At 31.3% G+C, this 25,594-nt stretch carries 21 protein-coding genes; 19 read left to right on the plus strand and 2 right to left on the minus strand.

Annotated elements, in window-relative coordinates; all coding sequences use genetic code 11:
- Both PNO30_RS06725 and PNO30_RS06730 read left to right on the plus strand, forming a co-directional pair.
- The coding region (locus PNO30_RS06725; RefSeq protein WP_271987652.1) for a His/Gly/Thr/Pro-type tRNA ligase C-terminal domain-containing protein at positions 1-152 on the plus strand (152 nt) is incomplete at its 5' end.
- Between the two features lie 4 nt (positions 153-156).
- Positions 157-306, plus strand: a complete 150-nt coding sequence (locus PNO30_RS06730) for an HAD hydrolase family protein (protein WP_271987626.1) — start codon at positions 157-159, stop codon at positions 304-306.
- Positions 307-524: 218 nt separating this feature from the next.
- Here PNO30_RS06730 and PNO30_RS06735 read toward each other — a convergent pair whose 3' ends face one another.
- Together PNO30_RS06735 and PNO30_RS06740 are read right to left on the minus strand one after the other, a co-directional pair.
- Positions 525-920 (minus strand): type II toxin-antitoxin system HicB family antitoxin, encoded by a 396-nt coding sequence (locus tag PNO30_RS06735; RefSeq protein ID WP_271965255.1) that lies wholly within the window; start codon positions 918-920, stop codon positions 525-527.
- 28 nt (positions 921-948) lie between these two features.
- Positions 949-1,131, minus strand: coding sequence for a type II toxin-antitoxin system HicA family toxin (locus tag PNO30_RS06740; RefSeq protein WP_271965256.1), 183 nt, complete (start codon positions 1,129-1,131; stop codon positions 949-951).
- Positions 1,132-1,584: 453 nt separating this feature from the next.
- Between PNO30_RS06740 and purE the strand changes: the two genes are divergently transcribed.
- The 17 genes from purE to PNO30_RS06825 all read left to right on the plus strand — a co-directional run bounded on the left by purE (position 1,585) and on the right by PNO30_RS06825 (position 25,584).
- Positions 1,585-2,061, plus strand: a complete 477-nt coding sequence (gene purE / locus PNO30_RS06745) for a 5-(carboxyamino)imidazole ribonucleotide mutase (RefSeq protein WP_271987627.1) — start codon at positions 1,585-1,587, stop codon at positions 2,059-2,061.
- Positions 2,058-3,101 (plus strand): 5-(carboxyamino)imidazole ribonucleotide synthase, encoded by a 1,044-nt coding sequence (locus PNO30_RS06750; RefSeq protein ID WP_271965258.1) that lies wholly within the window; start codon positions 2,058-2,060, stop codon positions 3,099-3,101. The genes purE and PNO30_RS06750 overlap by 4 nt, the downstream gene beginning before the upstream one ends.
- On the plus strand, positions 3,094-6,771 hold the full coding sequence (locus PNO30_RS06755; protein WP_271987628.1) for a phosphoribosylformylglycinamidine synthase: 3,678 nt from the start codon (positions 3,094-3,096) through the stop codon (positions 6,769-6,771). Before PNO30_RS06750 ends, PNO30_RS06755 begins: the two co-directional genes overlap by 8 nt.
- Positions 6,771-7,472 carry a phosphoribosylaminoimidazolesuccinocarboxamide synthase gene (gene purC / locus PNO30_RS06760; protein WP_271987629.1) on the plus strand — a complete coding sequence of 234 codons (702 nt, stop codon included), beginning with the start codon at positions 6,771-6,773 and terminating at the stop codon, positions 7,470-7,472. Before PNO30_RS06755 ends, purC begins: the two co-directional genes overlap by 1 nt.
- The gene (gene purF, locus PNO30_RS06765) at positions 7,465-8,916 is read left to right on the plus strand and encodes an amidophosphoribosyltransferase (protein WP_271987630.1); all 1,452 of its coding nucleotides are present in this window, start codon (positions 7,465-7,467) and stop codon (positions 8,914-8,916) included. The genes purC and purF overlap by 8 nt, the downstream gene beginning before the upstream one ends.
- Positions 8,916-9,920, plus strand: a complete 1,005-nt coding sequence (gene purM / locus PNO30_RS06770; RefSeq protein WP_271987631.1) for a phosphoribosylformylglycinamidine cyclo-ligase — start codon at positions 8,916-8,918, stop codon at positions 9,918-9,920. The genes purF and purM overlap by 1 nt, the downstream gene beginning before the upstream one ends.
- Complete coding sequence (gene purN, locus PNO30_RS06775) at positions 9,917-10,480, plus strand: phosphoribosylglycinamide formyltransferase (protein ID WP_271965266.1); 564 nt, start codon at positions 9,917-9,919, stop codon at positions 10,478-10,480. The genes purM and purN overlap by 4 nt, the downstream gene beginning before the upstream one ends.
- Complete coding sequence (gene purH / locus PNO30_RS06780; RefSeq protein WP_271987632.1) at positions 10,477-11,997, plus strand: bifunctional phosphoribosylaminoimidazolecarboxamide formyltransferase/IMP cyclohydrolase; 1,521 nt, start codon at positions 10,477-10,479, stop codon at positions 11,995-11,997. Before purN ends, purH begins: the two co-directional genes overlap by 4 nt.
- 1 nt (position 11,998) lies before the next feature.
- Positions 11,999-13,234, plus strand: coding sequence for a phosphoribosylamine--glycine ligase (purD, locus tag PNO30_RS06785; RefSeq protein ID WP_271987653.1), 1,236 nt, complete (start codon positions 11,999-12,001; stop codon positions 13,232-13,234).
- A 50-nt stretch (positions 13,235-13,284) separates the two neighbouring features.
- Entirely contained in the window at positions 13,285-14,589 is a 1,305-nt protein-coding gene (gene purB, locus PNO30_RS06790) for an adenylosuccinate lyase (protein ID WP_003145935.1), read from the plus strand.
- 37 nt (positions 14,590-14,626) lie between these two features.
- Entirely contained in the window at positions 14,627-16,282 is a 1,656-nt protein-coding gene (locus tag PNO30_RS06795; RefSeq protein ID WP_271987633.1) for a formate--tetrahydrofolate ligase, read from the plus strand.
- A 256-nt stretch (positions 16,283-16,538) separates the two neighbouring features.
- Positions 16,539-17,825 carry an adenylosuccinate synthase gene (locus PNO30_RS06800; RefSeq protein WP_271987635.1) on the plus strand — a complete coding sequence of 429 codons (1,287 nt, stop codon included), beginning with the start codon at positions 16,539-16,541 and terminating at the stop codon, positions 17,823-17,825.
- A gap of 299 nt (positions 17,826-18,124) precedes the next feature.
- Positions 18,125-19,051, plus strand: coding sequence for a helix-turn-helix domain-containing protein (locus PNO30_RS06805; RefSeq protein ID WP_271987637.1), 927 nt, complete (start codon positions 18,125-18,127; stop codon positions 19,049-19,051).
- Positions 19,052-19,336: 285 nt separating this feature from the next.
- The gene (locus PNO30_RS06810) at positions 19,337-19,987 is read left to right on the plus strand and encodes a YSIRK-type signal peptide-containing protein (protein WP_271987638.1); all 651 of its coding nucleotides are present in this window, start codon (positions 19,337-19,339) and stop codon (positions 19,985-19,987) included.
- 32 nt (positions 19,988-20,019) lie between these two features.
- Positions 20,020-22,107 (plus strand): SEC10/PgrA surface exclusion domain-containing protein, encoded by a 2,088-nt coding sequence (locus PNO30_RS06815; RefSeq protein ID WP_271987639.1) that lies wholly within the window; start codon positions 20,020-20,022, stop codon positions 22,105-22,107.
- 928 nt (positions 22,108-23,035) lie between these two features.
- Positions 23,036-23,965 (plus strand): helix-turn-helix domain-containing protein, encoded by a 930-nt coding sequence (locus PNO30_RS06820; RefSeq protein ID WP_271987640.1) that lies wholly within the window; start codon positions 23,036-23,038, stop codon positions 23,963-23,965.
- A gap of 233 nt (positions 23,966-24,198) precedes the next feature.
- Complete coding sequence (locus PNO30_RS06825) at positions 24,199-25,584, plus strand: ABC transporter permease (protein ID WP_271987641.1); 1,386 nt, start codon at positions 24,199-24,201, stop codon at positions 25,582-25,584.
- Positions 25,585-25,594: the final 10 nt, after the last annotated feature.

Here is a 25,594-nt window from a genome sequence, read left to right on the forward strand (position 1 = left end):
AAGATGAAATTGGTACTCCTTTCTGTATCACTTATGACTTCGAGTCTGAAAACGATGGAATGGTAACTGTTCGTGATAGAGATACTATGGAACAAACTCGTATTCCTATCACTGAATTAAAACAATACATCGAAGAAAAAATTAAATTCTAATTAAATGGACACTCAGAACAATAGTTCTGAGTGTTTTTTGGGCTACTTGTCAAGGTACGAGGCAGACGTAAAAAAGTTTGCAGATTATGTTACAAAATCAAATAATGAAGATGGAGTAGCATATGCTATCGAGAATTTTATTAAAAAGATATAATAATTTTAAAATAATTCATATGAGAACTCATAGCCGTAGAGGTTTATTGAAATCTAAATTCTCTTTATAAAATCTTTTTAGAAATCTAATAAACTGTGCAGGGGGAATCAACAAAATCTTGTTTCTTAAGAAATCACGATTTTTGAGACACTCCCTATATTACTTATATTAAATCAAAATAAAAACAGTGGATTCATTCCACTGCCTTTTTAATCTTGTTATACTCCTAATTCGTTTTTTAACGCTTGCTGTAATACTTGTGAAAAGTTTATTTTTTTTTCTTTCCCTAAGTCTACTAACCATTTTGGCAAAGTAACCATTTTATTTACTGCTTTGTTTTCTTCTCTACGTCTAATAAAATCAGTATCAACATTAATTAATTGTAATTGTTGATTGTCGTTTAATTTAGCTTGTAACTCTTGATATGTACTTGGTTTAGGTATACTCATTTTTTCATCTTCTAATACTAATAAATAACCCTCTAGAGCGTCTTTACTCATGTATAAAGCTTCTTCTAAATTATCACCAAAAGTAATACAACCTTTTAAATCTGGGAATGTTATATCTATATAATCTTTTTCTTGCGTAAATACTGCATAATACATATATTTCATGTGGTTAACCTCCTAAAATCAAGGGGCTTTATTTCAAGCCCGCTTGTTTTAATATCTTTTGTGCCGTCCCTTTTGGTAAATCTCTTTTTGGGTGCGGTACAGTTATAAGATAATCTTTGTTAGGGTGCTTAAATTGGTGGTGACTGCCTTTTATTCGGACTTCTTGCCAACCTAACTTATTAAGCTGTTTTATTAATTCTTTCGAACTCATGAGTTTACCTCCTAACACTATATATTTTAACATATGTTTTAACATATGTAAATGTTTTTGTAGAAGATTATTCATTATAATTTTTTTATCTTAAAATATTCTTGTTTTATTTATCGGTTTTTAAAATGATTTTTGCGAAAAAATAGATTTTTCTTTTAACTTCGTAGTGTATTTTGTAAAAGTCAAGTATATCAAGGCTCTAGAATATTTAAAAATCAAATGTCTGTATTTTCTTATGTAAATAAATAGTATAATTAAATTAATAGGTTGAAAAGTTCATAAAATCTTAAATATTGTTTATATAAAATTAAAAATATCCGATTTTTATTCTGTTTGTACTTGATAAAAATTTAAACAAGTAGTATAATTTTAAATGTAGACGTACGATAAAAATAAAATATACAAATATATAATCAAATAACGTACATTTAAATAAAAAAAGGAGCTTAAAGTATGAAAGTTGCGGTAATTATGGGTTCGAAGTCGGATTATACAACGATGGAAGAAACTTGTAAGTTGTTAGAAGAGTTTGATATTCCTTTTGATAAAAAAGTAGTAAGTGCACATAGGACGCCTGATCTTTTAGTTGAATTTTCTAAAAATGCGAAAAAAAATGGTTATTCATTAATCATAGCAGCTGCAGGTGGTGCAGCACATCTCCCTGGGATGGTTGCTTCTATGACGACATTACCAGTTATTGGTGTTCCGATTAAATCTAGTGTTCTTAGTGGAGTTGACTCATTGTATTCGATAGTACAGATGCCTGCAGGTGTACCGGTCTTAACTATGGCAATTGGAGTAGCTGGAGCTAAAAATGCGGCTATTAGTGCCTTATCAATACTAGGAATTTATGATGAGAAGTATGCTGATAAGTACGAACAATTTAAAAAAGAACAAGAAAGAATAGTATTGGAAGAGATGGAACTATGATTAAGACGATATTACCAGGAAAGACTATTGGAATAATCGGTGGTGGTCAACTAGGAAGAATGCTCGCTATGAGTGCCAAAGAGATGGGCTACAAGATTGCCGTTCTAGATCCTAGTGACAGTTGTTGTGCAAAAATTTTTAGCGATATTTTTATTCAAGCTGAGTTCAATGATTTCGCAAGTGTTGAAAAGTTATGTTCGGTTAGTGATGTCATCACTTTTGAATTTGAGAATATTGATGCCGCTTCTTTAGAAAAACTAGAGAAAAAGTATAATATTGTACAAAGTGCAGAAGTGCTAAGAACTACTCAACATAGATATTATGAAAAAGAATTTGCTAGAAAACTAGACATTCCAACAGTAGACTATATATATATTGAAGAAGATACAGATGTAGAAATAACAAAACCTTATTTAATGAAAACTGTACGTTTTGGTTATGATGGAAAAGGTCAGAAAAAAATAAGCTCTAGTGAAGAAGTAGAACCACATACGTTACTAGAGGAGTTCGTTAAACTTGATAAAGAAATTTCGGTCGTGGCTGTTAAAGATAAAGACGAGGTTAATATCATTGCAGTAGTAGAAAATGAACATAGAAATAATATTCTATATCGTTCAAAAGTACCTACTTCAGCTACTAAGCAGCAAGAAGCTCTCGCAATAGAGTATACGAAAAGAATTCTTAGTAATTTTGATTATTACGGAGTACTCACTGTTGAGTTTTTTATAAGTGAAGGAAAAGTTATTTTTAATGAAATAGCACCACGAGTTCACAATTCAGGTCATATTACGATGCAGAGTGCAACTAAGAGTCAATTTAGAGCTCATATTGAAGCTATTTGCGGATTGAAAGTCGGTAAGATAGAGAATAAAGAAACGACATTATATAATATCCTAGGTCAAGACTTAGATTATTATATAGATGTGTATAAAAATAATGGTGGTTACTTACACTTATATGAAAAAGAACCAAGACAAGATAGAAAAATAGGACATATTAATTTTTACGGTGATGTAATTTTAGGAGGAGAACATGACTAATAAACGAATTTTTGTAAAGAAACGCAATGGATATAATAAAGAAGAATTACAGCTAAGAGATAACTTGAATTTAGAGTTTAATCTAGGTCTTGACTCTGTAGAGTTGTATGTAATTTATGATGTCTTTAATATTGATGAAGAAACTTATGAACTAGCTAAAACTTCTGTGTTTTCTGAGATTGTTGTCGATGAAGTGTTTGAAGATATTGAGCTTAACGATGGGAAGTATTTCGCTTATGAAGTGTTACCTGCTCAATACGATCAAAGAGCTGACAGCGCAAAAGAAAGCATAAGACTGCTTAACTCGAAGAGTAAAGCAACTGTACGAAGTGGTAAGCTAGTTCTTTTTAATAAAGAATTAACAGATGAACAATTAGAACTTGTTGAAAGTTATTTAGTAAATCCTATTGAAGCTCGTAAAAAAGATTTATCAATTCTTGACTTTACATTAGATTCTACTCCAAAACCACTAAAAGATTTAGCGGGATTTTTAGAGTTTGACAAAGATGCGTTACTTGGTCTTAAAAAAGAATTTTCTCTAGCGATGAATATTGAAGATTTAGTATTTATCCAAGATTACTTCAAAAAAGAAGGTCGCGTACCAACTGAAACTGAAATCTATGTATTAGATTGTTACTGGAGTGACCACTGCCGACACACTACATTTGAAACTGTGTTGGATAAAGTTAAAATTGAGTCAGAACTTTTCCAAAAAGAGATGCAAGATGCATTTGATTATTACTTAAATGTTCGTGATGAACTTGACCGTAACGATAAACCTATCACGCTTATGGATATGGCGAGTATTATTGGTAAATATCATGTAAAAGTATTAAAAGATGAAAATATTGAAGTAAGTGAAGAGATTAATGCATGTTCATTCTTTACTACTATAGAAAATAATGGTGAAAAAGAACGTTGGTTAATCCAATTCAAAAATGAAACTCATAACCACCCAAGTGAAATCGAACCATTTGGAGGAGCGAGTACTTGTATAGGGGGAGCTATTAGAGACCCACTATCAGGACGTAGTTACGTTTATCAAGCTATGCGTATTTCAGGAAGTGGTAATGTATTACAAAAACGTGAAGATACTTTAAAACACAAACTTCCCCAAGTAGATATAGCTAAAGGAACTGCACACGGTAATTCATCATACGGTAACCAAATTGGACTTGCGACTACTTTTGTTCGTGAATTATATGATGATAGCTATGTAGCTAAACATATGGAAGTTGGAGCTGTAGTTGGAGCTGTTAAGGACGGAGATTATAAACGTGAAACTCTTGTCGATGGTGATATCGTTGTAATGATAGGTGGTAGAACTGGTCGCGATGGTATTCAAGGTGCGAGTGGTTCAAGTGTAGAACATACTAACGATTCATTAAACACTATGTCTAGCCAAGTTCAAAAAGGTAATGCTCCAGAAGAACGTAAGTTACAGCGTTTATTTAGAAAACCAGAGGTTACAAGACTTATTAAAAAATGTAATGACTTTGGTGCTGGTGGTGTATGTGTAGCTATCGGTGAACTATCTGATGGTATTGAAATTCATTTAGAAAAAGTACTTACAAAATATCAAGGATTGAATGCTACAGAACTTGCTACAAGTGAATCTCAAGAACGTATGGCAGTAGCTATTGATAAGAAAGATTATGATGCGTTTGTTCGTGAATGTGAGAAAGAAAATATTGAGTACGCTCATGTTGCCAACGTAACTAATAGACGTCGCTTAGAAATGTATTACAACGATGAGAAAGTTGTTGATATGAGTGCTGATTTCTTAGAAACAAGTGGTGTTCGTCAAAAATCATCAGTTACAATGAAAGATAACACTGCAGCTAATCCATTCTTAAATAAAGAAGTAAGTCGTGAAAATATTTTAAGTGAATTAGGTGAGTTAAATGTAACTTGTCAAAAAGGTCTTGCTCAAAAATTTGACTCTTCAATTGGTGTAACTACAGTACTTATGCCATTTGCTGGTAAACACAAACTTACACCAGTTCAAGCGAGTGTTCAAGCTTTACCAACATTACATACAACAAGTGATACAGCGACAATCTTAACTTACGGATTTATTCCAAAAATTTCTTACTACTCACCATTCCTATCGTCTATTTATGCGGTGTTAGAATCAGTAGCTAAAGTTTACGCAGTAGGTGGAAATAAAGATAGCTTATACTTCTCATTCCAAGAGTACTTCGAAAAATTAGGAACTGACAGTACTAAATGGGGTAAAGTTACTCAAAGTTTATTAGGAAGTATTTATGCTCAAAAAGAAATTGGTAGACCAAGTATCGGTGGTAAGGATAGTATGTCAGGTACTTTCAATGACTTAAATGTAGTTGAGACTTTAATTTCATTTGCTTGTACTCCTGTAAAAATAGCTGATGTAATAACTCCTGAACTTAAACAAGTTGGCAATAAATTATACTATGTTCCTGTAGAAAAAGATGAAAAAGGATACCCAGATATTAAGAAAACTTTAGAAAATTATGAACTTGTTCATAAGTATATTAAAGAAGGTAAGATAGTATCTGCTTATGTTCAAGAAGAGGGAAGTATTGCCGCTTCATTAGTGAAAATGTCACTAGGTAATGATTTAGGTTTTGAAGTTGAAAAAGAAAACATTCTTAACTTTGATCCAGCATCACTTGTAGTAGAAGCAACAGCTGAGCTACCATTTGAAGAATTAGGAAAAGTTAGTGAAAGAATTATAATTAATAATGAAGTGTTTATGCATAAAGATATTTACGAAGCATATACAAAAACACTAAATAAAGTTTATCCAATATATCAAAATGAAGATAAAGGTAATGTTGAAAATCTTCATACAGAATATAAAGAGAAAAAATATTATCCAGAATATGTAGAAGATGTAAAAGTAGTTATTCCAGTATTCCCTGGTACAAACTGTGAATATGATAGTGAAAAAGCCTTCTTAGAAGCGGGAGCTACACCTATTACAGTAGTTATTAGAAATACACGTGAAAATGATATTGAACAATCGATAGAAGAGTTCACAAAAGCCATCGAAGAATCTCATATAATTATGTTCCCTGGAGGATTCTCGAGTGGAGATGAACCAGATGGAAGTGCTAAATACATTGTAAACTTCTTAAAAAATGAAAAAGTTAAAGATGCGATTCATAAACACCTTGTTCAGAAAAAATTAATCTTAGGTGTGTGTAACGGATTCCAAGCATTACTTAAATCTGGGCTATTACCTTATGGTGAAGTAAGAGAGTTGGCAGAAGATGACCTAACACTATATAGAAATGATAGTTATGAACATATTTCAACTACAGCATTTACTCGTGTAGCTAATACTAACTCACCTTGGTTACAAGATTTTAACATTGGAGAGCAACACGAAGTAGTGTTCAGCCATGGTGAAGGTAAAGTTGTAGGACTTAATATTAACAAATTTAAACATCTTGTAGCTTTCCAATATAGTGATTTCGATGGTAATGCGACATTAAATGGTCGTTTCAATCCTAACGGATCAGTTCTAGCTACTGAAGGATTAGTTAGTGAAGATGGTCTTATCCTAGGAAAAATGGGACACAGCGAAAGATACGGAGCTACATTATATAAAACAAATACAATAAAAGTAAAACAAGATATATTCAAAAATGGAGTGAATTACTTCAAAGGGGGAAGAAAATAATGAAACTTTTATATGAAGGAAAAGCTAAACAACTGTTCGAATGTGAAAACAATGATGAAATATATGTACATTATAAAAATAGTGCTACAGCCTTTAACGGTGTAAAAAAAGAAGAATTTGAAGGTAAAGGGGTATTTAATAACACAATTACTTCATTAATCTTCAAATACTTAGAAAAAGAAGGTGTAAAAACACACTTCATTAAAAAAGTTAATGAAACAGATCAAATCTGTAAACACGTAACTATTATTCCTTTAGAAGTAATTGTTCGTAATATAGTAGCAGGATCTATGGCAAAAAAATATGGACTTGAAGAAGGAAAAAAATTAAAAAAACCAGTCTTTGAGTTAAGTTATAAAAATGACGAACTAAATGATCCATTAATAAATAATGATCATGCAGTGGCATTAGAAATCGTTACAGAAGAAGAGTTAGAAAATATCCGTACTCAAGCTTTAAAAATCAATGAACTATTACAAAAATTGTACTTAGATGCAAACTTAGTGCTTGTTGACTTCAAAATTGAATTCGGAAAAACTAAAGATGGTGAAATAATTCTAGCTGATGAAATTTCTCCAGATACATGTCGTCTTTGGGATAAGGATACAAATGAGAAATTAGACAAAGATAGATTTAGAAGAGATTTAGGTTCAGTAATGGAAGCTTATGAAGAAGTTTTAAGGAGATTAAAAAATGCGTAGTCTTAATGAAGAATGTGGAGTATTTGGTATTTGGGGACATCCTGAAGCTAGTAATGTGACGTACTTTGGTTTACATAGTTTACAACATAGAGGTCAAGAAGGAGCTGGAATAGTTTCTAAAGAAGGTACAACACTTAGAGGGCATCGTGACCTAGGTCTAGTATCAGAAGTATTTCGTGATAAAGAGAAATTAGAAAGATTAGTAGGTGAGAGTGCTATTGGGCATGTTAGATATGCGACTAGTGGAAGCAATAGTATTCAAAATATTCAACCATTTCTATTTCATTTCTATGATATGAGTGTTGGTATCTGCCACAATGGTAACTTAATCAATGCGAAAACTTTAAGAAAAGAATTAGAAGAACAAGGTGCAATATTCCATTCGTCTTCTGATACAGAAGTACTTATTCATCTAATTAGAAGAAGTAAAAAAGAAACTTTTAAAGAACAACTTAAAGAAAGTTTAAATATTATCAAAGGTGGATTTACATATTTAGTATTAACAGAAAATACTCTTTATGGTGCGGTTGATCCAAATAGCTTCAGACCTTTAGCGATAGGTAAGATGAAAAATGGGGCCTATGTTGCGGCAAGTGAGACTTGTGCATTGGATATAGTTGGTGCAGAGTTTGTATGTAATGTAGGTGCTGGAGAGCTAGTTACTATTAATGATAAAGGTATTAGAATCGAGAAATATACAGAAGATACACAAGTAGCTATAGCAGCGATGGAATATGTATATTTTGCTAGACCTGACTCTAATATTGCTGGTATTAACGTTCACAGCGCGAGAAAAAGAACAGGCCGTACACTTGCTAAAGAGCAACCTACACCAGATGCTGATATGGTAATAGGTGTACCTAACTCATCTTTATCTGCAGCTAGTGGTTATGCAGAAGAAAGTGGACTTCCATATGAAATGGGACTAATTAAAAATCAATATGTAGCTCGTACATTTATACAGCCTACACAAGAACTTCGTGAGCAAGGTGTAAGGATGAAACTATCAGCTGTAAGAGGAGTAGTTCAAGGTAAGAGTATTGTATTAGTTGATGATTCGATAGTTCGCGGTACTACTAGTAAGAGAATAGTGAAAATGTTAAAAGAAGCGGGAGCAAGAGAAGTGCACGTAAGAATAGCATGTCCACCTCTAATGTTCCCTAGTTTCTATGGTATAGATATTTCTACTACACAAGAACTTATCTCAGCAAATAAAACAAATGAAGAAATATGTGAAATTATTGGAGCGGATTCTCTAGGTTTCTTAAGTGAACAAGGATTGATAGATTCTATTGGTTTAAACTATGATGCACCGTATACAGGGTTATGTATGGAGTGCTATAACGGAGATTATTCAGCAGGTCTATATGACTATGAAGAAAGTTACGTTAATTCAATGACAGATATTCAAATACAATTTCTAAAAGAGAGGGGTAGAATGTAATGAGTAAAAAGTATGAAGAAAGTGGTGTAAGTTTACAAGCAGGTTATGAGAGTGTGGAGCGTATTAAAAAACACGTAGCTCGTACTAAAAATCTTGGTATGATGTCAGCTATCGGTGGCTTTGGGGGAGCGTTCGACCTTAGTAGTTATAACTTTAAAAATCCTGTATTAGTTAGTGGAACTGACGGTGTAGGAACAAAGTTAAAACTTGCATTCGAATTGGATATTCATAATACAATTGGTATAGATGTTGTAGCGATGTGTGCCAATGATATACTAGCACAAGGTGCAATTCCATTATTCTTCCTAGATTATCTAGCAGTAGGTAAAAACTACCCTGAACAAGTAGAAGCAATTGTAGAAGGTGTTGCTGAAGGTTGTGTTCAAGCAGGGTGTGCGATAGTCGGTGGGGAGACTGCTGAGATGGCAGGATTTTATGAAGACGGTGAATATGATATTGCTGGATTCTGCGTAGGGGCTCAAGAAAAAGAACTATTATTAAGTACTGAAAATACAAAAGCAGGTCAAGTTGTTATAGGTCTTCCGTCAAGTGGAGTACATTCCAATGGCTTTTCATTAGTAAGAAAAATTTTAAAAGATAATAATATTGGTTTAAACGAAGAATTTAATGGAAGTACAGTAGGAAAAATATTATTAACACCTACTAAAATCTATGTAAAAGAAGTACTTAAAGTACTGGAAGAGGTAAAAGTAGCTGGAATAGCTCATATTACTGGGGGAGGTTTCCATGAGAATTTACCTCGTGCTCTTAGAGATGGATTAGGTATGAAGATTGATAAAAATTCATATGAAGTACCAGCGGTATTCAAGTATCTACAAGAAAAAGGTAAAATCGATGAAGAAGAAATGTACCACATCTTTAATATGGGTGTAGGAATGGTATTAATAGTAAACAAGGAAGACGTAGATAAAACTTTATCATTAATAGATAATGCGTTTGTTCTTGGAGAAGTAACAGATGAAAGTGGAATAAAAATAGTATGAAGAAAGTAGCAATATTTGCATCAGGAACAGGAAGCAATTTTGAGAAAATTGCAGATGATGAAAGATTAAAAGATAAAATCTCAATTGAGCTGTTAGTATGTGATAAGAAAGATGCAGCTGTTATTAGAAAAGCACATGATAGAAATATTAAGGTGTTTATATTCTCTGCGAAAGATTTCGAGTCAAAAGAAGCATATGAAAGTGTAATTTTTGAGAAAGTTAAAGATTTAGATTATATATTTTTAGCAGGATATATGAGAATTATTTCACCCTTTTTCTTAGAAAAATATAAAAAGACAATTCTTAATTTACATCCGTCTTTATTACCAAAATTTAAAGGTAAAGATGCTATTGAACAAGCGTTCAATGCAGGTGAGAAAGAGATAGGAATTAGTATTCATTATGTAAATGAAGAACTTGATGGTGGAGAAGTAATCGCTCAAAGATCATTTGAAGTTTTAGAAGAGGATACTTTAGAAACTGTTACTGAAAAAGTACATAAACTAGAACATAAATTATATCCAGAAGTAATATTGAAGTTAGTTGAGGAGGCACTATGACTAAAAGAGCATTAATAAGTGTAAGTGATAAAACAAATATAGTAGAATTTGCAAAAGGTTTAGAAAAACATGGTTTCGAAGTTATTAGTACAGGTGGAACTTATACACATTTAAAAAATAATGGTGTAAGCTGTATCAGTATTGAAGATGTTACTCATTTTCCAGAAATTTTAGAAGGTCGCGTAAAAACTTTGCACCCTAAAATTCATGGAGGTCTATTATCAAAACGTGGTAATGAACTTCATAATAAACATGTAGCTGAAAATAACATTGAATATATTGACTTAGTTTGTGTAAACTTATATCCATTTGAAGCTACTGTAAAAAAAGAAGGGGTTAGTGAAGAGGAAATCATAGAAAATATTGATATCGGTGGTCCGAGTATGCTAAGAAGTGCTGCTAAAAACTTCAACGATGTATCAGTAGTTACTGATATTAATGACTATGATAGAGTACTTTCTGAACTTGAACAAGGTGGTATTACTTATGAAACAAGAAGAGCATTAGCTATAAAAGTATTTAATACAACAGCTAGTTATGATGCTGCTATCGCTAATTACTTTAATAAAAAAGATAACTTAGTACCTGAAAAATTAACTTTATCATATAAACTACAAGATAGTCTTCGTTATGGGGAAAACCCTCATCAAAAAGCTTATCACTATGTACAAGATAATAACGAAAGTTATGCTTTGCAAAATGCTGTGCAACTTCATGGTAAAGAAATGTCATACAATAACATTCGAGATGCTTCTGCAGCACTGGATATTCTTTCAGAGTTTGATGAAACTACATGTGTTGCTGTTAAACACATGAATCCATGTGGAGTAGCGACAGGAAATTCTGTATTTGAAGCATATAGTCGTGCGTATGAAGCTGATCCTGTATCTATCTTCGGAGGAATCGTTGCAGTAAATAGCAAAGTAGATAAGGAAACTGCTGAAAAAATGCATAATATCTTTTTAGAAATTATTTTAGCGACAGATTACGATGAAGAAGCATTAGAAATACTAACTAAGAAGAAAAATCTGCGTATTTACAAATTATCAGAAAAAAATAATAATCATGAACAACAAATTAAAAGTGTTCGTGGTGGAATCTTAGTACAAGATTTTAACGATAAACTTGCTGATGAATATGAAAGTGTAACTGAGAAAAAAGTTGATGAAACTCAACAAAAAGATATTGAGTTTGGCTTAAAAGTAGTAAAACACGTTAAATCAAATGCAATAGTAGTAGTAAAAGATGGGCAAACTTTAGGAATCGGTGCTGGTCAGATGAATAGAGTAGGTTCATGTAAAATAGCTTTAGAACAAGCAGGAGAAAAAGCAAGAGGTGCAGTGCTTGCTTCAGATGCATTTTTCCCAATGAGAGATAGTGCTGATATTGCGGCTGATTACGGTATCGCTGCTATAGTGCAACCAGGAGGATCTATACGAGATCAAGAAAGTATAGATGCATGTAATGAGAAAGGTGTGGCGATGGTCTTCAGTAAAATACGCCACTTTAAACATTAATATGGCTAAAGTATTAGTAGTAGGAAGCGGCGGTAGAGAGCACGCTATCGCTTATAAATTCCATAAAGAAGGTCACGAAGTACATATGGCAGGAATTAATCCTGCAGTCGAAGAATTTGGAGTATGTGTAGCATTAACAGAAGACCAAATACCAAGCTATGCAAAAACAAATGGTATCGACCTTGTTTTCGTTGGACCGGAAGTGCCATTAGTTAATGGTCTAGTAGATGAACTACAAAAAGTAGGTATACGTGCCTTTGGACCATCTAAACTTGCAGCGCAATTAGAAGGAAGCAAAGTATTCTCAAAAATGATGATGAGAAAGTACAATATTCCGACTGCAAAATATGAAAGTTTCAATGATTATGAACAAGCTAAAGAGTACTTAAGCAAGCAAAAAGCTCCGATTGTTCTTAAAGCAGACGGATTAGCAGCGGGGAAAGGTGTAATTATAGCGAATACTCTAGAAGAAGCACAAGCTGAACTTAAGGAAATGATGTGTAATGCTAAATTCAATAAGGCTGGCTCTAGTGTCGTTATTGAAGAATTTCTTCAAGGTGAAGAATTTTCGTTGATGTGTTTTGTTTCTGATAGAAAAGTATATCCTATGGAAATTGCTCAAGATCATAAACGAGCTTTTGATAATGATGAAGGATTAAATACTGGAGGAATGGGAGCATATCTACCACTTAAGAAAATTACTCAAGATGACATAGATGAAGGTGTTAGAAATGTAGTTCAACCTATGGTTGATGCTATGAGTGATGAAGGAATGCCATTTTATGGTATACTGTATGCTGGTCTTATGAAATGTCATGATGGTGTAAAAACTATTGAATTTAACGTTCGTTTTGGAGATCCAGAGAGTGAAATTTTACTTCTATCATTAGAGAGTGATTTATACGAAATAGCAAACAATATTATAGATGGTAAAGAAGTAGAGTTAAAATGGAGTGAGGATGCTTTTATCGGTGTTGTAATGGCAGCCAAAGGATATCCAGAACATAGTGAAAAAGGGGCTGTAATACATGGCTTAGATAAAGTGTCTACACCAGTATTCCATATGGGTACAAAGCGTGTAGATGATGATATATTAATTAATGGTGGTCGTGTATTATTAGTATGTGCGCAAGGAAAGAGCTTGCAAGAAGCATATGAAAAAGTGTATAATGAGATAGTAAAAATAGAATGTGAAGAACTATTTTACAGAAAAGATATCGGTCATTTGTCATTATAATATTTTTAGATAGATTGATTGAAAAAATAGAACATCAGGAGATTATTGCAATGATTGAAAGATATAGTAGAGAAGAAATGCGTAATATCTTTAGCGATGAGAATCGTTTTAAAGCATATTTAGAAGTAGAACTTTATGCGACAGAAGCTTGGAGTACATTAGGTGTTGTACCAAAAGAAGATGTTGAAAAATTATTCGCTAATGCAAAATTTGACTTACCAGGTATTTTAGAATTAGAAAAAGAAACAAAACATGACATCGTAGCATTCACTCGTAACGTTTCTAGTTATCTAGGTGATGAAAAAAAATGGGTGCACTATGGATTAACATCTACTGATGTTGTTGATACTGCTTATGGATATTTATACAAACAAGCTAATGATATACTTTACAGAGATTTATTAAATTTCCAAGAAGTATTAAAGGAAAAAGCACTACAATATAAATTCACACCATGCATCGGACGTACTCACGGGGTTCATGCTGATATTAGCAGCTTTGGATTAAAATTCGCACTTTATTATGATGAATTTAATCGTCATATCAAACGTTTTAATGAAGTAAGAAAAATTATTGAAGTAGGAAAAATTTCTGGAGCCGTAGGTACATTTTCAAATACACCACCAGAAGTTCAAGACTATGTTTGTGCAAAATTAGGAATTGAATCAAGTAATATTTCAACACAAACTTTACAACGTGATAGACATGCTGATTACTATGCAACGTTAGCATTAATAGCAAGTTCAATCGAAAAAATTGGGGTGGAAATTCGTCATCTACAACGTACAGAAGTAAGAGAAGCAGAAGAATTCTTCTCGAAAAATCAAAAAGGTTCAAGTGCAATGCCTCATAAACGTAATCCAATCTCAAGTGAAAACATGGCAGGGTGTGCTAGAATTATGCGTGGATACATGTTTGCAGCTTACGAAAATATTCCATTATGGCATGAACGTGATATTTCTCACTCAAGTGCAGAAAGAATTTTAAGTAATGATGCAACAACATTATTAGATTATATGTTAAACAGATTTACTAATGTTGTGAAAAATCTAACAGTATTTACAGATAACATGATTAAAAATATTTATGCCACTAACGGTGTGATTTTCGCTCAAAGAACTATGAGTAACCTTATCGAAAAATACTCATTCTCTCGTGAAGAAGCATACGACTTAGTACAACCACTTGCAATGAAATCTTGGTTCGAAGGTATTCCATTTAGAGAGCTTCTTGAAGAAAATGAAACTATTAAAAATACAGTTTCTAAAGAAGTGTTAGATAGCTGTTTCGATCTAAATGTACATCTTGTAAATATCGATAAGATCTATAAACGTATTCCAGGATTGGAAGATTAAAATAAAAAACAAAGACCAAAGAAAAGAGGTAGATTAAATGAAGTCAGACTTTCAAATTTCAAACGAATGTGAAAAGAAACATATTGCTGAAGTAGCAGGAAAATTAGGGATAAAAGAAGAAGATTTAATATTATACGGAAATCACAAAGCAAAAATTCAAACAAAAAATATCAAGAAAGATATAGGTGAAGATGCTAAACTAGTATTAGTAACATCTATTAACCCAACATCAAGTGGCGAAGGGAAAAGTACTGTAACTATCGGTTTATCTGATGGATTAAATAAAATCGGAAAAAAATCTTGTGTTGCACTACGTGAACCATCTTTAGGACCTGTATTAGGAAGAAAAGGTGGAGCAGCTGGTGGAGGATATGCACAAGTTGTACCGATGGAAGATATTAATCTACACTTTACTGGAGATATGCATGCTATTACTACAGCGCACAATGCAATCGCAGTACTAGTAAATAACCATGTATTTCAAGGTAACGAATTAGAGATTGATAAGATTGTCTTTAATCGTGTTATGGATATGAACGCACGTGATTTACGTCATATTAAAGTTAATGCTGGAACTGACTTAGAGCGTCTTGATGGATTCGATATTACAGTAGCTAGTGAAATCATGGCAATCTTATGTTTATCAGAAGGATTAGGAGATCTTAAAGAAAAATTAAGTAATATTCTTGTTGCTTACAACAAAAAAGGTGAACCTGTTTACCTAAAAGATTTGAAAATTGAAGGTGTTATAACTTCATTATTAAAAGATGCGATTAAACCAAATATTGTTCAAACATTAGAAAACAACCCAGCGATTATTCACGGTGGACCATTCGCAAACATTGCGCATGGATGTAACTCAATCTTAGCTACAAAAACAGCTTTAAAATTTGCTGACTATGTAATTACAGAAGCTGGATTCGGAGCTGATTTAGGAGCTGAGAAATTCTTAAACATTAAATGTCGTAAATCAGGTTTAAGACCAAAAGCTGCAGTAGTAGTTGCAACAATTAAAGCATTAAAACTACACGGTGATATTGAAGAAAAAGATCTAAAAGAAGAAAACTTAGAAGCATTAGCTAAAGGTGTTCAAAACTTAGAAAAACATATCGAAAACTTACGTAAATTTAATTTACCAATAGTAGTAGCTCTAAATGTCTTTGTTACTGATACAGAAAAAGAATTAGCATTCTTAGAAAACTGGGCAAAAGAACAAGGCGTAGAATTCTCTCGTACAGAAGTATGGGAAAAAGGTGGTCTTGGTGGAATAGACCTAGCAGAAAAAGTAGTAAAAGCTGTTGAAGGAAACGATAAAGAACTTCAATTATTATACAAAGATGAAGCTTCAATCATTGAAAAAATTGAAACTGTATGTCGTGAAATATATGGAGCTGATGGAGTTAACTTCTCTGATGAAGTTAAGGCTGAAATCGAGAAAATAGAAAATCTTGGATTCAAGAACTTACCAGTATGTATGGCAAAAACTCCAGCTTCATTAACAGATAATGCAAAAATTAAAGGTCGTCCTACTGGATTTAACATTACTATTAACGATGTTAAACTTCGTAGTGGTGCAGGATTCGTAGTAGCTTATGCGAATAAAGTATTAACAATGCCAGGACTTCCAAAAGTACCAAGTGCATTAAATATCGATATTGATGAAGAAACAGAAACAATCTTAGGAATCTTCTAATAATATATTAATAACAAGTAACTCGAGAAATAGACTATGCTATTTTTCGAGTTATTTTTTTGTTTTACTTTTTCAATGTAGTTGACATGGTTCAATTATGATTGTTTTTAATGAAAACGCATAAAAGTGAACAAAGTGTGAAAACAAGCTATATCGTACGATAATTTTGAGTTTTTTATAAAAAATGGTTGTAAACGTCTGTATTTGTGATATAATTATTAATGGAAAAAATAATTGCTTTCAGGAGGCGTAACTAATGTCAATAATCGTAGTAGTAGGTTCACAATGGGGAGATGAAGGTAAAGGTAAAATTACCGACTTTTTAGCAGAACGTGCGGATGTAATTGCTCGTTATCAAGGGGGTAACAATGCAGGACATACTATTAAGTTTGATGGAAAAACTTACAAACTTCAATTAATCCCATCTGGAATTTTTAATGAAGAAAAACTTTCAATTATCGGAAATGGTCTAGTAGTAGATCCTAAGTGGATTTGTAGTGAGATTGATAGACTAAGAGAAAGTGGAGTTACTTGTAAGGGACTAAGAATCTCTAATAGAGCACACGTAGTATTACCATATCACTTAAAACTTGATGAGGTTGAAGAAGCTCGTCGTGGAGAAAATAAAATTGGTACTACTAAAAAAGGTATCGGACCATGTTATGTGGATAAATACAAACGTTGTGGTATCCGTATAGCTGATTTATTAGATGCTGATCTATTCAAGAAAAAATTAGAACAAAATCTGAAAGAAAAAAATGAACTATTCGAAAAAATCTATGAAACTGAAGGATTCACAGTAGAAGAAATCTTCAATGAATACTTCGAATATGGAAAACAATTAGCACAATATGTTACAGACACTTCTAAAGTATTAGAAGATGCGCAAAACGAAAATAAAAATATCTTATTCGAAGGTGCGCAAGGTGTAATGCTAGATATCGATCACGGAACATACCCATATGTTACTTCATCTAACCCATCTGCAGGTGGAATTACAGTAGGTAACGGATTTGTTCCAACAAACGGACTTAAAGTATTAGGTATTTCAAAAGCTTATACATCACGTGTAGGTGATGGACCTTTCCCAACAGAATTATTCGATGAAATTGGGGATACAATTCGTGAAGTTGGTCATGAGTATGGAACAGTTACTAAACGTCCACGTCGTATTGGATGGTTTGATACTGTAGTAATGCGTCATTCAGCTCGTGTATCAGGTATGACTAATCTGTCAGTAAACTGTCTAGATGTACTTTCAGGTCTTAAAGAAATTAAAATCTGTACAGCTTATGACTATAAAGGTGAAATCTTAACTGAATATCCAGCTAATGAAAATATCATTAAAGGTTGTAAACCAATCTATGAAACATTACCAGGATTTGAAGAAGATATTACAGGTGTTAAATCACTAGATGAACTTCCTGAAAATGCAAGAAAATATCTAGAAAAAATTGAAGAATTAGTAGGGGTTAAAATCTCTGTCTTCTCTACAGGACCAGACAGAACACAAACTCACTTATTAGAAGATTTATGGAACTAGTATAAAGATTAATATAAAAAAGAACCTCGAGGTATAGAGTGTTATGCCTCGAGGTTTTTTAGTGGAATTCAAATATAAATCTATATATTACATACGACAGATTTGTCACATAAATTTCTATATAAGGAAATTAAATGAAAAATACTTTACAATGGGACATATTTGTCATGTTTTAAAAATATAAGTTAATTTAATGATAAAATATAGAAGGAAACATTATTATAACAGTATTTACTTACATCTATTTTAGATAATTATAGTAATAAATTTTAGCTAATATTAAATTTAGGAGATGAAGAATGAACGATAATAAAATGCATGGACGAGTTTTAAAAAAACTAAGAGAGGAAAGAGGATATAAATTAAAAGATGTAGCAGGTGATGTGATATCTACAAGAACACTAATGCGTTTTGAAGCTGATGAAACTAGTATTTCTATTTCTATTTTTGAAAAATTATTGGACAATTTAAATATTAATTATCTAGATTATTTTACTTTTTATTTGGATAATACCGACTCTGAAACTACTGAATTTGCTAATAAATTGCAGAAACTGTTACAATCTGGTTCTTCATCAAAGTTGGTAAATGAATGTAAAAAAGAGCTAAAGAAAAAAGATATAGATTTTAGTAAGAGATTAACTATATTGATTTATTTAAATAATATTCTATGGGATAAGGATAAAGAATTATTTGAAGAGAATCGAAGATTAATAAAGGATAGAATTGATTCATTGGATAAATTGGGATCTGATGAAATTTATGGACTGTTTATTTTAATATATTCGTCTTTAAAAGGTGATTATTCAGTAGAATATATTGAAAGGGTTATTGAAGATTGCTTTAAAAATATCCCAGTAAGAAACTATTTGAGTAAATATATGAGTGCTGCATATTGTGATTTGTTAAAAGTAGCGCTATCGTTCTTAGTAAGAGCTGGTTACTATGAACTAGCTGAGAAAAGATGCAAAGAGACGCTTAAGCTATTTAATGAAAATCCGTTGTTAATAAATAGAGCTGCTTTTTCTAAGGAAGTCGTTGCAATAATGGCTACGCTATATTTAAGGCAAAATAAGGAAGAAGGTGTTATCTTAGCAAATAAAATTCTGAAATATGAAGATATTGTTGCTGAGATTACCGGTGATTCTTATTACAGACAGGTAAGGGATGTAACTTATGAAGCTTATTGTAAAGTTAATAAGACAGGTATTGATATAGAATTCTGATACTAGATGTATTTATTAAATAATATATATTAAAGAAACTATTTACTACATAGTGACTTAGTTTCTTTTTTACATGTTCAGTGTATTAATATAACTTTTAATAATAACTAATCCAGAAAAATAAGAGGACAATTTTGTCATATTTAAGAAGATAAATGAGTAAAATATGAACTATATATTAAGTAATGTGACGATTTCTTCGTAATTAATATTAATCTCAATTTTCTATGATAAAATTATCTTTATAAAATGATTATTTACATATTTTTATGGAGGAAATAAATTATGATAAAAAGGAAACAGAAGTTTTCCCTTAGAAAAAATAAACTAGGAGCAATGTCGGTTCTTTTAGGAATTAGTTTTGTTGGAGCTGTTGCTAGTGGCGGCGATGTTAAAGCGGGTGATGTTAATACTGAAAATACACCAAAGCTAATTGAAAAAGAAGTAGTAGGTAAGACTACAAAACAAGATGTAGAAAAAGCTCAAACAAAGGTAGATGCTTCTAAAGAAGCAGAAAGCTTAAAAAATAAAGCTATTGAAAATAAAAAAACAGAAATCAGTAATAATGATAATGAAATCAGTAAAATAAAAGCAGATATCGAAAGAGATAAAGATGCTACTGATGAAAATATCAATAAAGCTGAAAAGAAAGTGGAATCAGCGACTGAAGAATTAAAAAATAAAAATAGTGAATTAGTAAAAACTAAAGCAGAAAAAGAAGGAAAAGAATCAGACTTAGAGTTAGTTCGCCAAGATGTAGCAGAAAAATCTAAAGACTTAGAAACTAAAAAAGTGAAAGCTAAGGAAATTAAAGATGAAATTGATGGAACTGAAAATGTTACTAAGAAATTAGAATCTGAAAAAGCTAAAAATGAAACAGTGAAAAAAGAATTAGAAACAGAAAAATCTAATAAAGTAGTTGCTGAATTGCGTTAGACCAAAGATTCGTAGACAAATTCCAAGAGTTTATGGACTTAAACCTTAACTGGAGATCTAAAGGTTTAACATCTAAACAGTTCATAGCTAAAAAAATTGAAATGATTGATGAATTAATTGCAGTTGAAAAAGAAATTGGATATGAATTCAAATTCAACAATTATAGTCACGAAGATGACTACGAAATCGATCTTAAAAATATGTCAGAAGAAGATAGACTTAAAATGTCTCAATATGGTATGCACCTATTGAACCAAGTTCGTAAACAATTTGGATTAGAACCATTAAAAGTTAACAAAAATTCAATGCAACTTGCTAAAGAAATCTCTGCAACTATGGTAAGAGATAATCACAGTTCACTTGATGCAGGACACTATGTAAAAGGTATTTCTGAAGTTGCTGCTAAACACGGACTATTACGTGGAGGTAACTTCTACGAGAACTTATATAATGCTGGTTCTGAAACTAAAAAGGATAATACAATGTCAAGAAATGAGCTATATGAGCATGTTTACAACTCAGTGATGTTATTCTTCTATGAAGGAATTATCACAGGTGCTTATAGTCATGCCGAATCATTATATAAAGCTAATGACCCTATGGGATTAAGCGTTGCACATTTTGAAAATGTAGGTGATATATACAATGTTAATAGATTACCAAAAGAACTTATCGATAAATATAAACAGTATATTGAATTTGACAAATTTGGAAACATTCTAGAATTAAAACGTATGCCACTTGATATTTACGAAGAATTCGAAAAAGCAGGAGCAGCGCTACCAAAAACTGGAATTATTAAAATCTCTTACATTAATGTAAAAGAAAGAAATGCAATCCCAGGTGAAGTTGCAAATCATATGCCAACTTATGATGATCCAAGCGATGAGGCAATGGAACGAGCTCATAAAATCTACAAAGCTAAATACAGCAATGAGTCAAAAGATACAGTAGAATTACCAGAAGTGCCAGATCTTGACAGTTTCAAAAAAGCGTATGAAGATGCTGTAAAAGTTCGTGAAAGCAAAGAACAACCAGTAACAGACGCTAAAGCTGACCTAGATAGTACAACTAAAGCATTAGACGAACTTAAAGCAACTGAAAAACAAACAGAAAAAGCAACTGCTAAAGTACAAGAAATTGACGCTAAAATCAACAACCTAACTACTAAAGCAAATGAACAACAAAAAGTTGTAGACCAACTAGAATTAGATAACGTTAAATACGTTGAAAAAATGACTAAATTAGCTGCTGATTTAGACGCTGCACAAAAAGATGTAGAAGAAAGTGCTAAATTATTAGATCAAGCTAAAGCCTTACAGAAAGAAACTGAAGATGAAATTAGCAAACTTAATACTAAGATTGCTAAACTAGAATCTGATGTAAAAGCAAATGAAGAAGAATTAAATAAAGCAAAAGCTGATTTAGAAAAATTAAGAATGGATAGAATTCAGTTAGATCAAAATAAAGAAAAACTAGCTAAAGCTCAAGAAGAAAAAGCTAAGTTAGAAGAAGAACTAAAAACTCTTACTACTGAATTAGATTCAATTAAAAAACAATTATTAGAGGATACTAAAGAATTCGAGAGAATTCAAAGACAGTATAGATTAGAAAACTTCAAATGGGCAGTATTAGCTGATAATAATACAATAGATCCAATAGAGTTTGATTTAGAGAAATATTTAAGAGATGAAGAAGAGAAGAAAAGACAATCTGAAATAATCCCAGAAATTCCAGAAACTCCTATTAAAGAAGAAAAACCTAATTTACCAGGAACACCAGAAGATAAGAATCCTGAAAAACCAGGTGAACTAGGAAAAGAATTAAATAAAGATCTAATCCCAGGTAAAGAACAAACTCTAGAAAAAGACCAAAACCCAAGGAAAAATCAAGGAGACAACCCAGATCCGAAACCAGGTCCTGAAGATACGCCAAAACCAGGTGACAAAGCTCCAAGTTCATCAAATAACCAACCTAACTTACAACGCCCAAGAGTCAATTCAAATGGATTAAATACTCTACCTAATACAGGTGAAAGTCAAACAGGAATGGCAACTGTAGCAGGATTAGTAGCATTAGCAGTAGCTGCGAAACTACGTAAAAATAAAGAGAATAATTAAGTTAAATAATAGTTTAATTGTCTCCCTTTTTATGAGAAGGGGGGACAATTATTTTATAAATATAAGTAGAAAAGAATAAAGTAGAAAACGAATATTGAAAAAATTAAGCTAATAAAACTTAAAATTAATTAATTAAATTTTAGTATTAAATTTTTATTAAAGAAATTTTAAGATAATGAATTTCTTAGAATTCAATACATCTAATTATTTCTTATTTCTGAGCGATTTCTACTGTTATAAAATAACAAAATTAATCTAAAGAATTTTAGAAAATAATTACTTTTAAAAAATAATTCTAGTATTAAATCCAAAAGAGTGTCACTGGTGTCACTTTTGTGTAAATATAAACTATAAAATGCCAAAAAGTGACAATTTTAACACAGAACGTAAATTATGAAAAAATAATGCTATAATAATAAATGTCTATAAGAGTCCGTACTTATTATTTACTAAAACAAAGACAAAATATCTTGTTAACACTTTTGGTTGTTTTTTCGTTGACATAGATATACTAGGGAAAAGAAGGTATAATTATAGAAAAGAAAGTTGAAGTTTATTAAAGATAATTTTGTTAACTTGCTATTATAAATTAATTTGAAAAAGTTGTTCAAAAGAATTTATATTTAACAAAATTGGAGAAAAATATTATGTACCTAAATATAATTAAGTAAAAAATATAATAATGATGAGAAAAGTATTAATTTTGAAGTTTATAAAACAAGGGTAATTAAACGGAGAATAATATAGGCATAAAAAAGAGTAACTGTGTTGTGTTGTGTTGTCGGTTACTCTTTTTTAATTTGTCTAAATTGTGAACATTTAACTTGAATGATTTAATAAAAATGAAAAAATTAAGCAGTCTTATAACATTAATTACATTATTTATGTTATAATTGTACTGAGATTTATTTAGGAGGCGGATACTTAAGTGGACGAGAAAAAAATACATGGAAAAGTCTTCAAACAAATACGAGAAGAACGAGGCATAAAACTGAAAGATGCAGCAGGTGATGCCATTTCAGTGAGAACTTTAATCAGATTCGAGGCTGATGAAACTAGTGTTTCTTTAGATGTATTCGAAAAGCTACTTGTAAATATTGGTATTAAATATCATGATTATTTATCTGAATATATACCACTTGTAGGTTTCGATATATCTGAATTTTTAAGAGAAGTGAGAAATCTAGATTCGTCAGGAAGTACCACAGCTATTAGATCTTTGGCTGTAAAAAGCTTACAAAAAGATAAAATAAGTATGAATGAAAGACTATATATTGATCAGATTATTAGTATATCTGGTGATCTTGAGGGACCTAAGATAATTAAAGAAAATAGGGAAATTGTTTTAAATCATCTAAGAAGTTTAGATAGTCATAATTCTAATGAAATGTTAACATTAACTTTTATGTTAAGAACATCTACAGCAGAAGAATTTTCAGATGATTTTATTCGCCGTGTAATAGAGGAAAACATGAAACCTGTTAATTCAGATAGTATATTTTCTGTTGACAGATCGGAAAGATTTCTGATATTAGTACATGGTGCTGTAGCATTGTTATCGAGAAGAGGATTTGTTGAAGAGGCTGAAGAAAGGTGTATAGAAGCTATAAATTTACTCAAGACGCATTATGCTAATGTTACTTATTTTCAGTATCATATGAATGCTTTTAACTACATATTAGCTCAAATTCAACTTAAGCTCAATAAACCTGAAGGAGTAGAACTTGCTAACAAATGTATACGTTATTTAGATGCACAAATTGCTTTAAACAATCTTCTTGCTGATAATTTAACTCGGGATAGATTAGTTAAATGGTTTTATGAGAGAAATAAAACAGGTATTGATTTTGAATTCTAAAAAATTATCTATTAATGATAGTGTAAATTAATTAAAAATGTGTTTATCCAAAATATCGAGAAACAAATGAATCTTGTGTTTTGGATTTTTATTTGTATTATTAATTAAAACGTTTTAAATTTATATGAATAATATAAGTTTAATTTTAAGTAAAAGCGTTATCATATAAATAAAGGTTGATAATAGTTATTAATCCTATTTAAGTTAAAATATTATAAAAAGAGGTGTAAAAAATGTCAATTTTAACTAAAGCTTGGTTATATATAACTAGGAAAAGTTTTAAATCATTTGTTATATTTTTGATTTTAGTAACAATGTCATCATTAATTTTAAGTACTATTTCAATAAAAAAATCAACGGATGCTTTATCTAAAGAAACTTTCCAGAATATAACTAGTAGTTTTTCTATGGAGATTAATAGAAAAACTAATCCAGGTACTGCAAGAGGTGCTGGTAACTTAATCGGAGAAGATATAGAAAAAATAAAGAATCTTCCTGGTGTGAAAAAATATATAAAAAGAATGAATGTGAGTGCAGATCTAGTTGATTTAGAACCACTAAAACTTGCTAATCATCAACAAGAGGAGAAAAACAACAAACAAAGACAACTTTTCTCTAAAACTGTGATTGTAAGTGGAACTAATGATTCTTCATTAGACGATAGATTCTCGGCTGAGACACTTAAGTTACAAGAGGGTAGACATCTTAAAGATGATGATAAAAACTCTGTTTTAATTCATGAAGGTTTTGCGAAGAAGAATAAAGTTAAAGTTGGAGATAAGATTAAATTAAAAGGTAATCCAAATGATGCCGATAATGAGAAAAAATCTGATAAAGAGGTAGAAGTTACTGTAGTTGGTATTTTTGGAGGACAAAATAAAGGTGTAACTTCTAGTCACATGGAGCTGTATGATAATATTTTTATAGCAGATACTCAAACTACTAAAACTTTATATAACTATGAAGATGGAAAAGAAATATATCAAGATGCAACCTTTTTAGTTGATGGAAAAGATAAGGTAGATAGTGTAATTAACGATGCTAAGAAATTACCTATTAACTGGAAACAATATATGCTTGTTAAAAGCAATCAAAACTTCCCAGCATTACAACAATCATTAGATACAATATATAGCTTAACTAACGGAGTATTTATAGCTACAATAGTATTTAGTATAGTAATTCTTTCTCTAATATTATTCTTATGGATAAACAGTAGAAGAAAAGAGATTGGTGTAAGTTTAGCAATCGGGATGACAAAAGCAAGTATTATTGGTCAATTTATTCTTGAGGTTCTGCTAATTAGTATTCCAAGTTTTATAGCTTCGTATTTTGTTGGAAGTGCGATAAGTCAAAGTATTGGTAATCAAATTTTACAACAGTCTATTAAGTCGGTAAGTAAATCTATATCTAGTCAGGCTAATGGTGTTAATCTTGGAGCAAATGCAGAAGTTGAAGGTGCGAATAAAATTATTACAGCACTAGATGTAAGTGTAGGACTTGGCAATATGATAACAGTAGTTGTTGTGGGAATTATAATTATTATTGTTGCTGTAGGTATTGCTTCTAGTAGATTGGCTTATAGAAAACCAAAAGATTTATTATCGGATATTAACTAATGTAAGGAGA

It is taken from the genome of Gemella haemolysans (assembly GCF_028308085.1).
GTDB lineage: Bacteria > Bacillota > Bacilli > Staphylococcales > Gemellaceae > Gemella > Gemella haemolysans_D.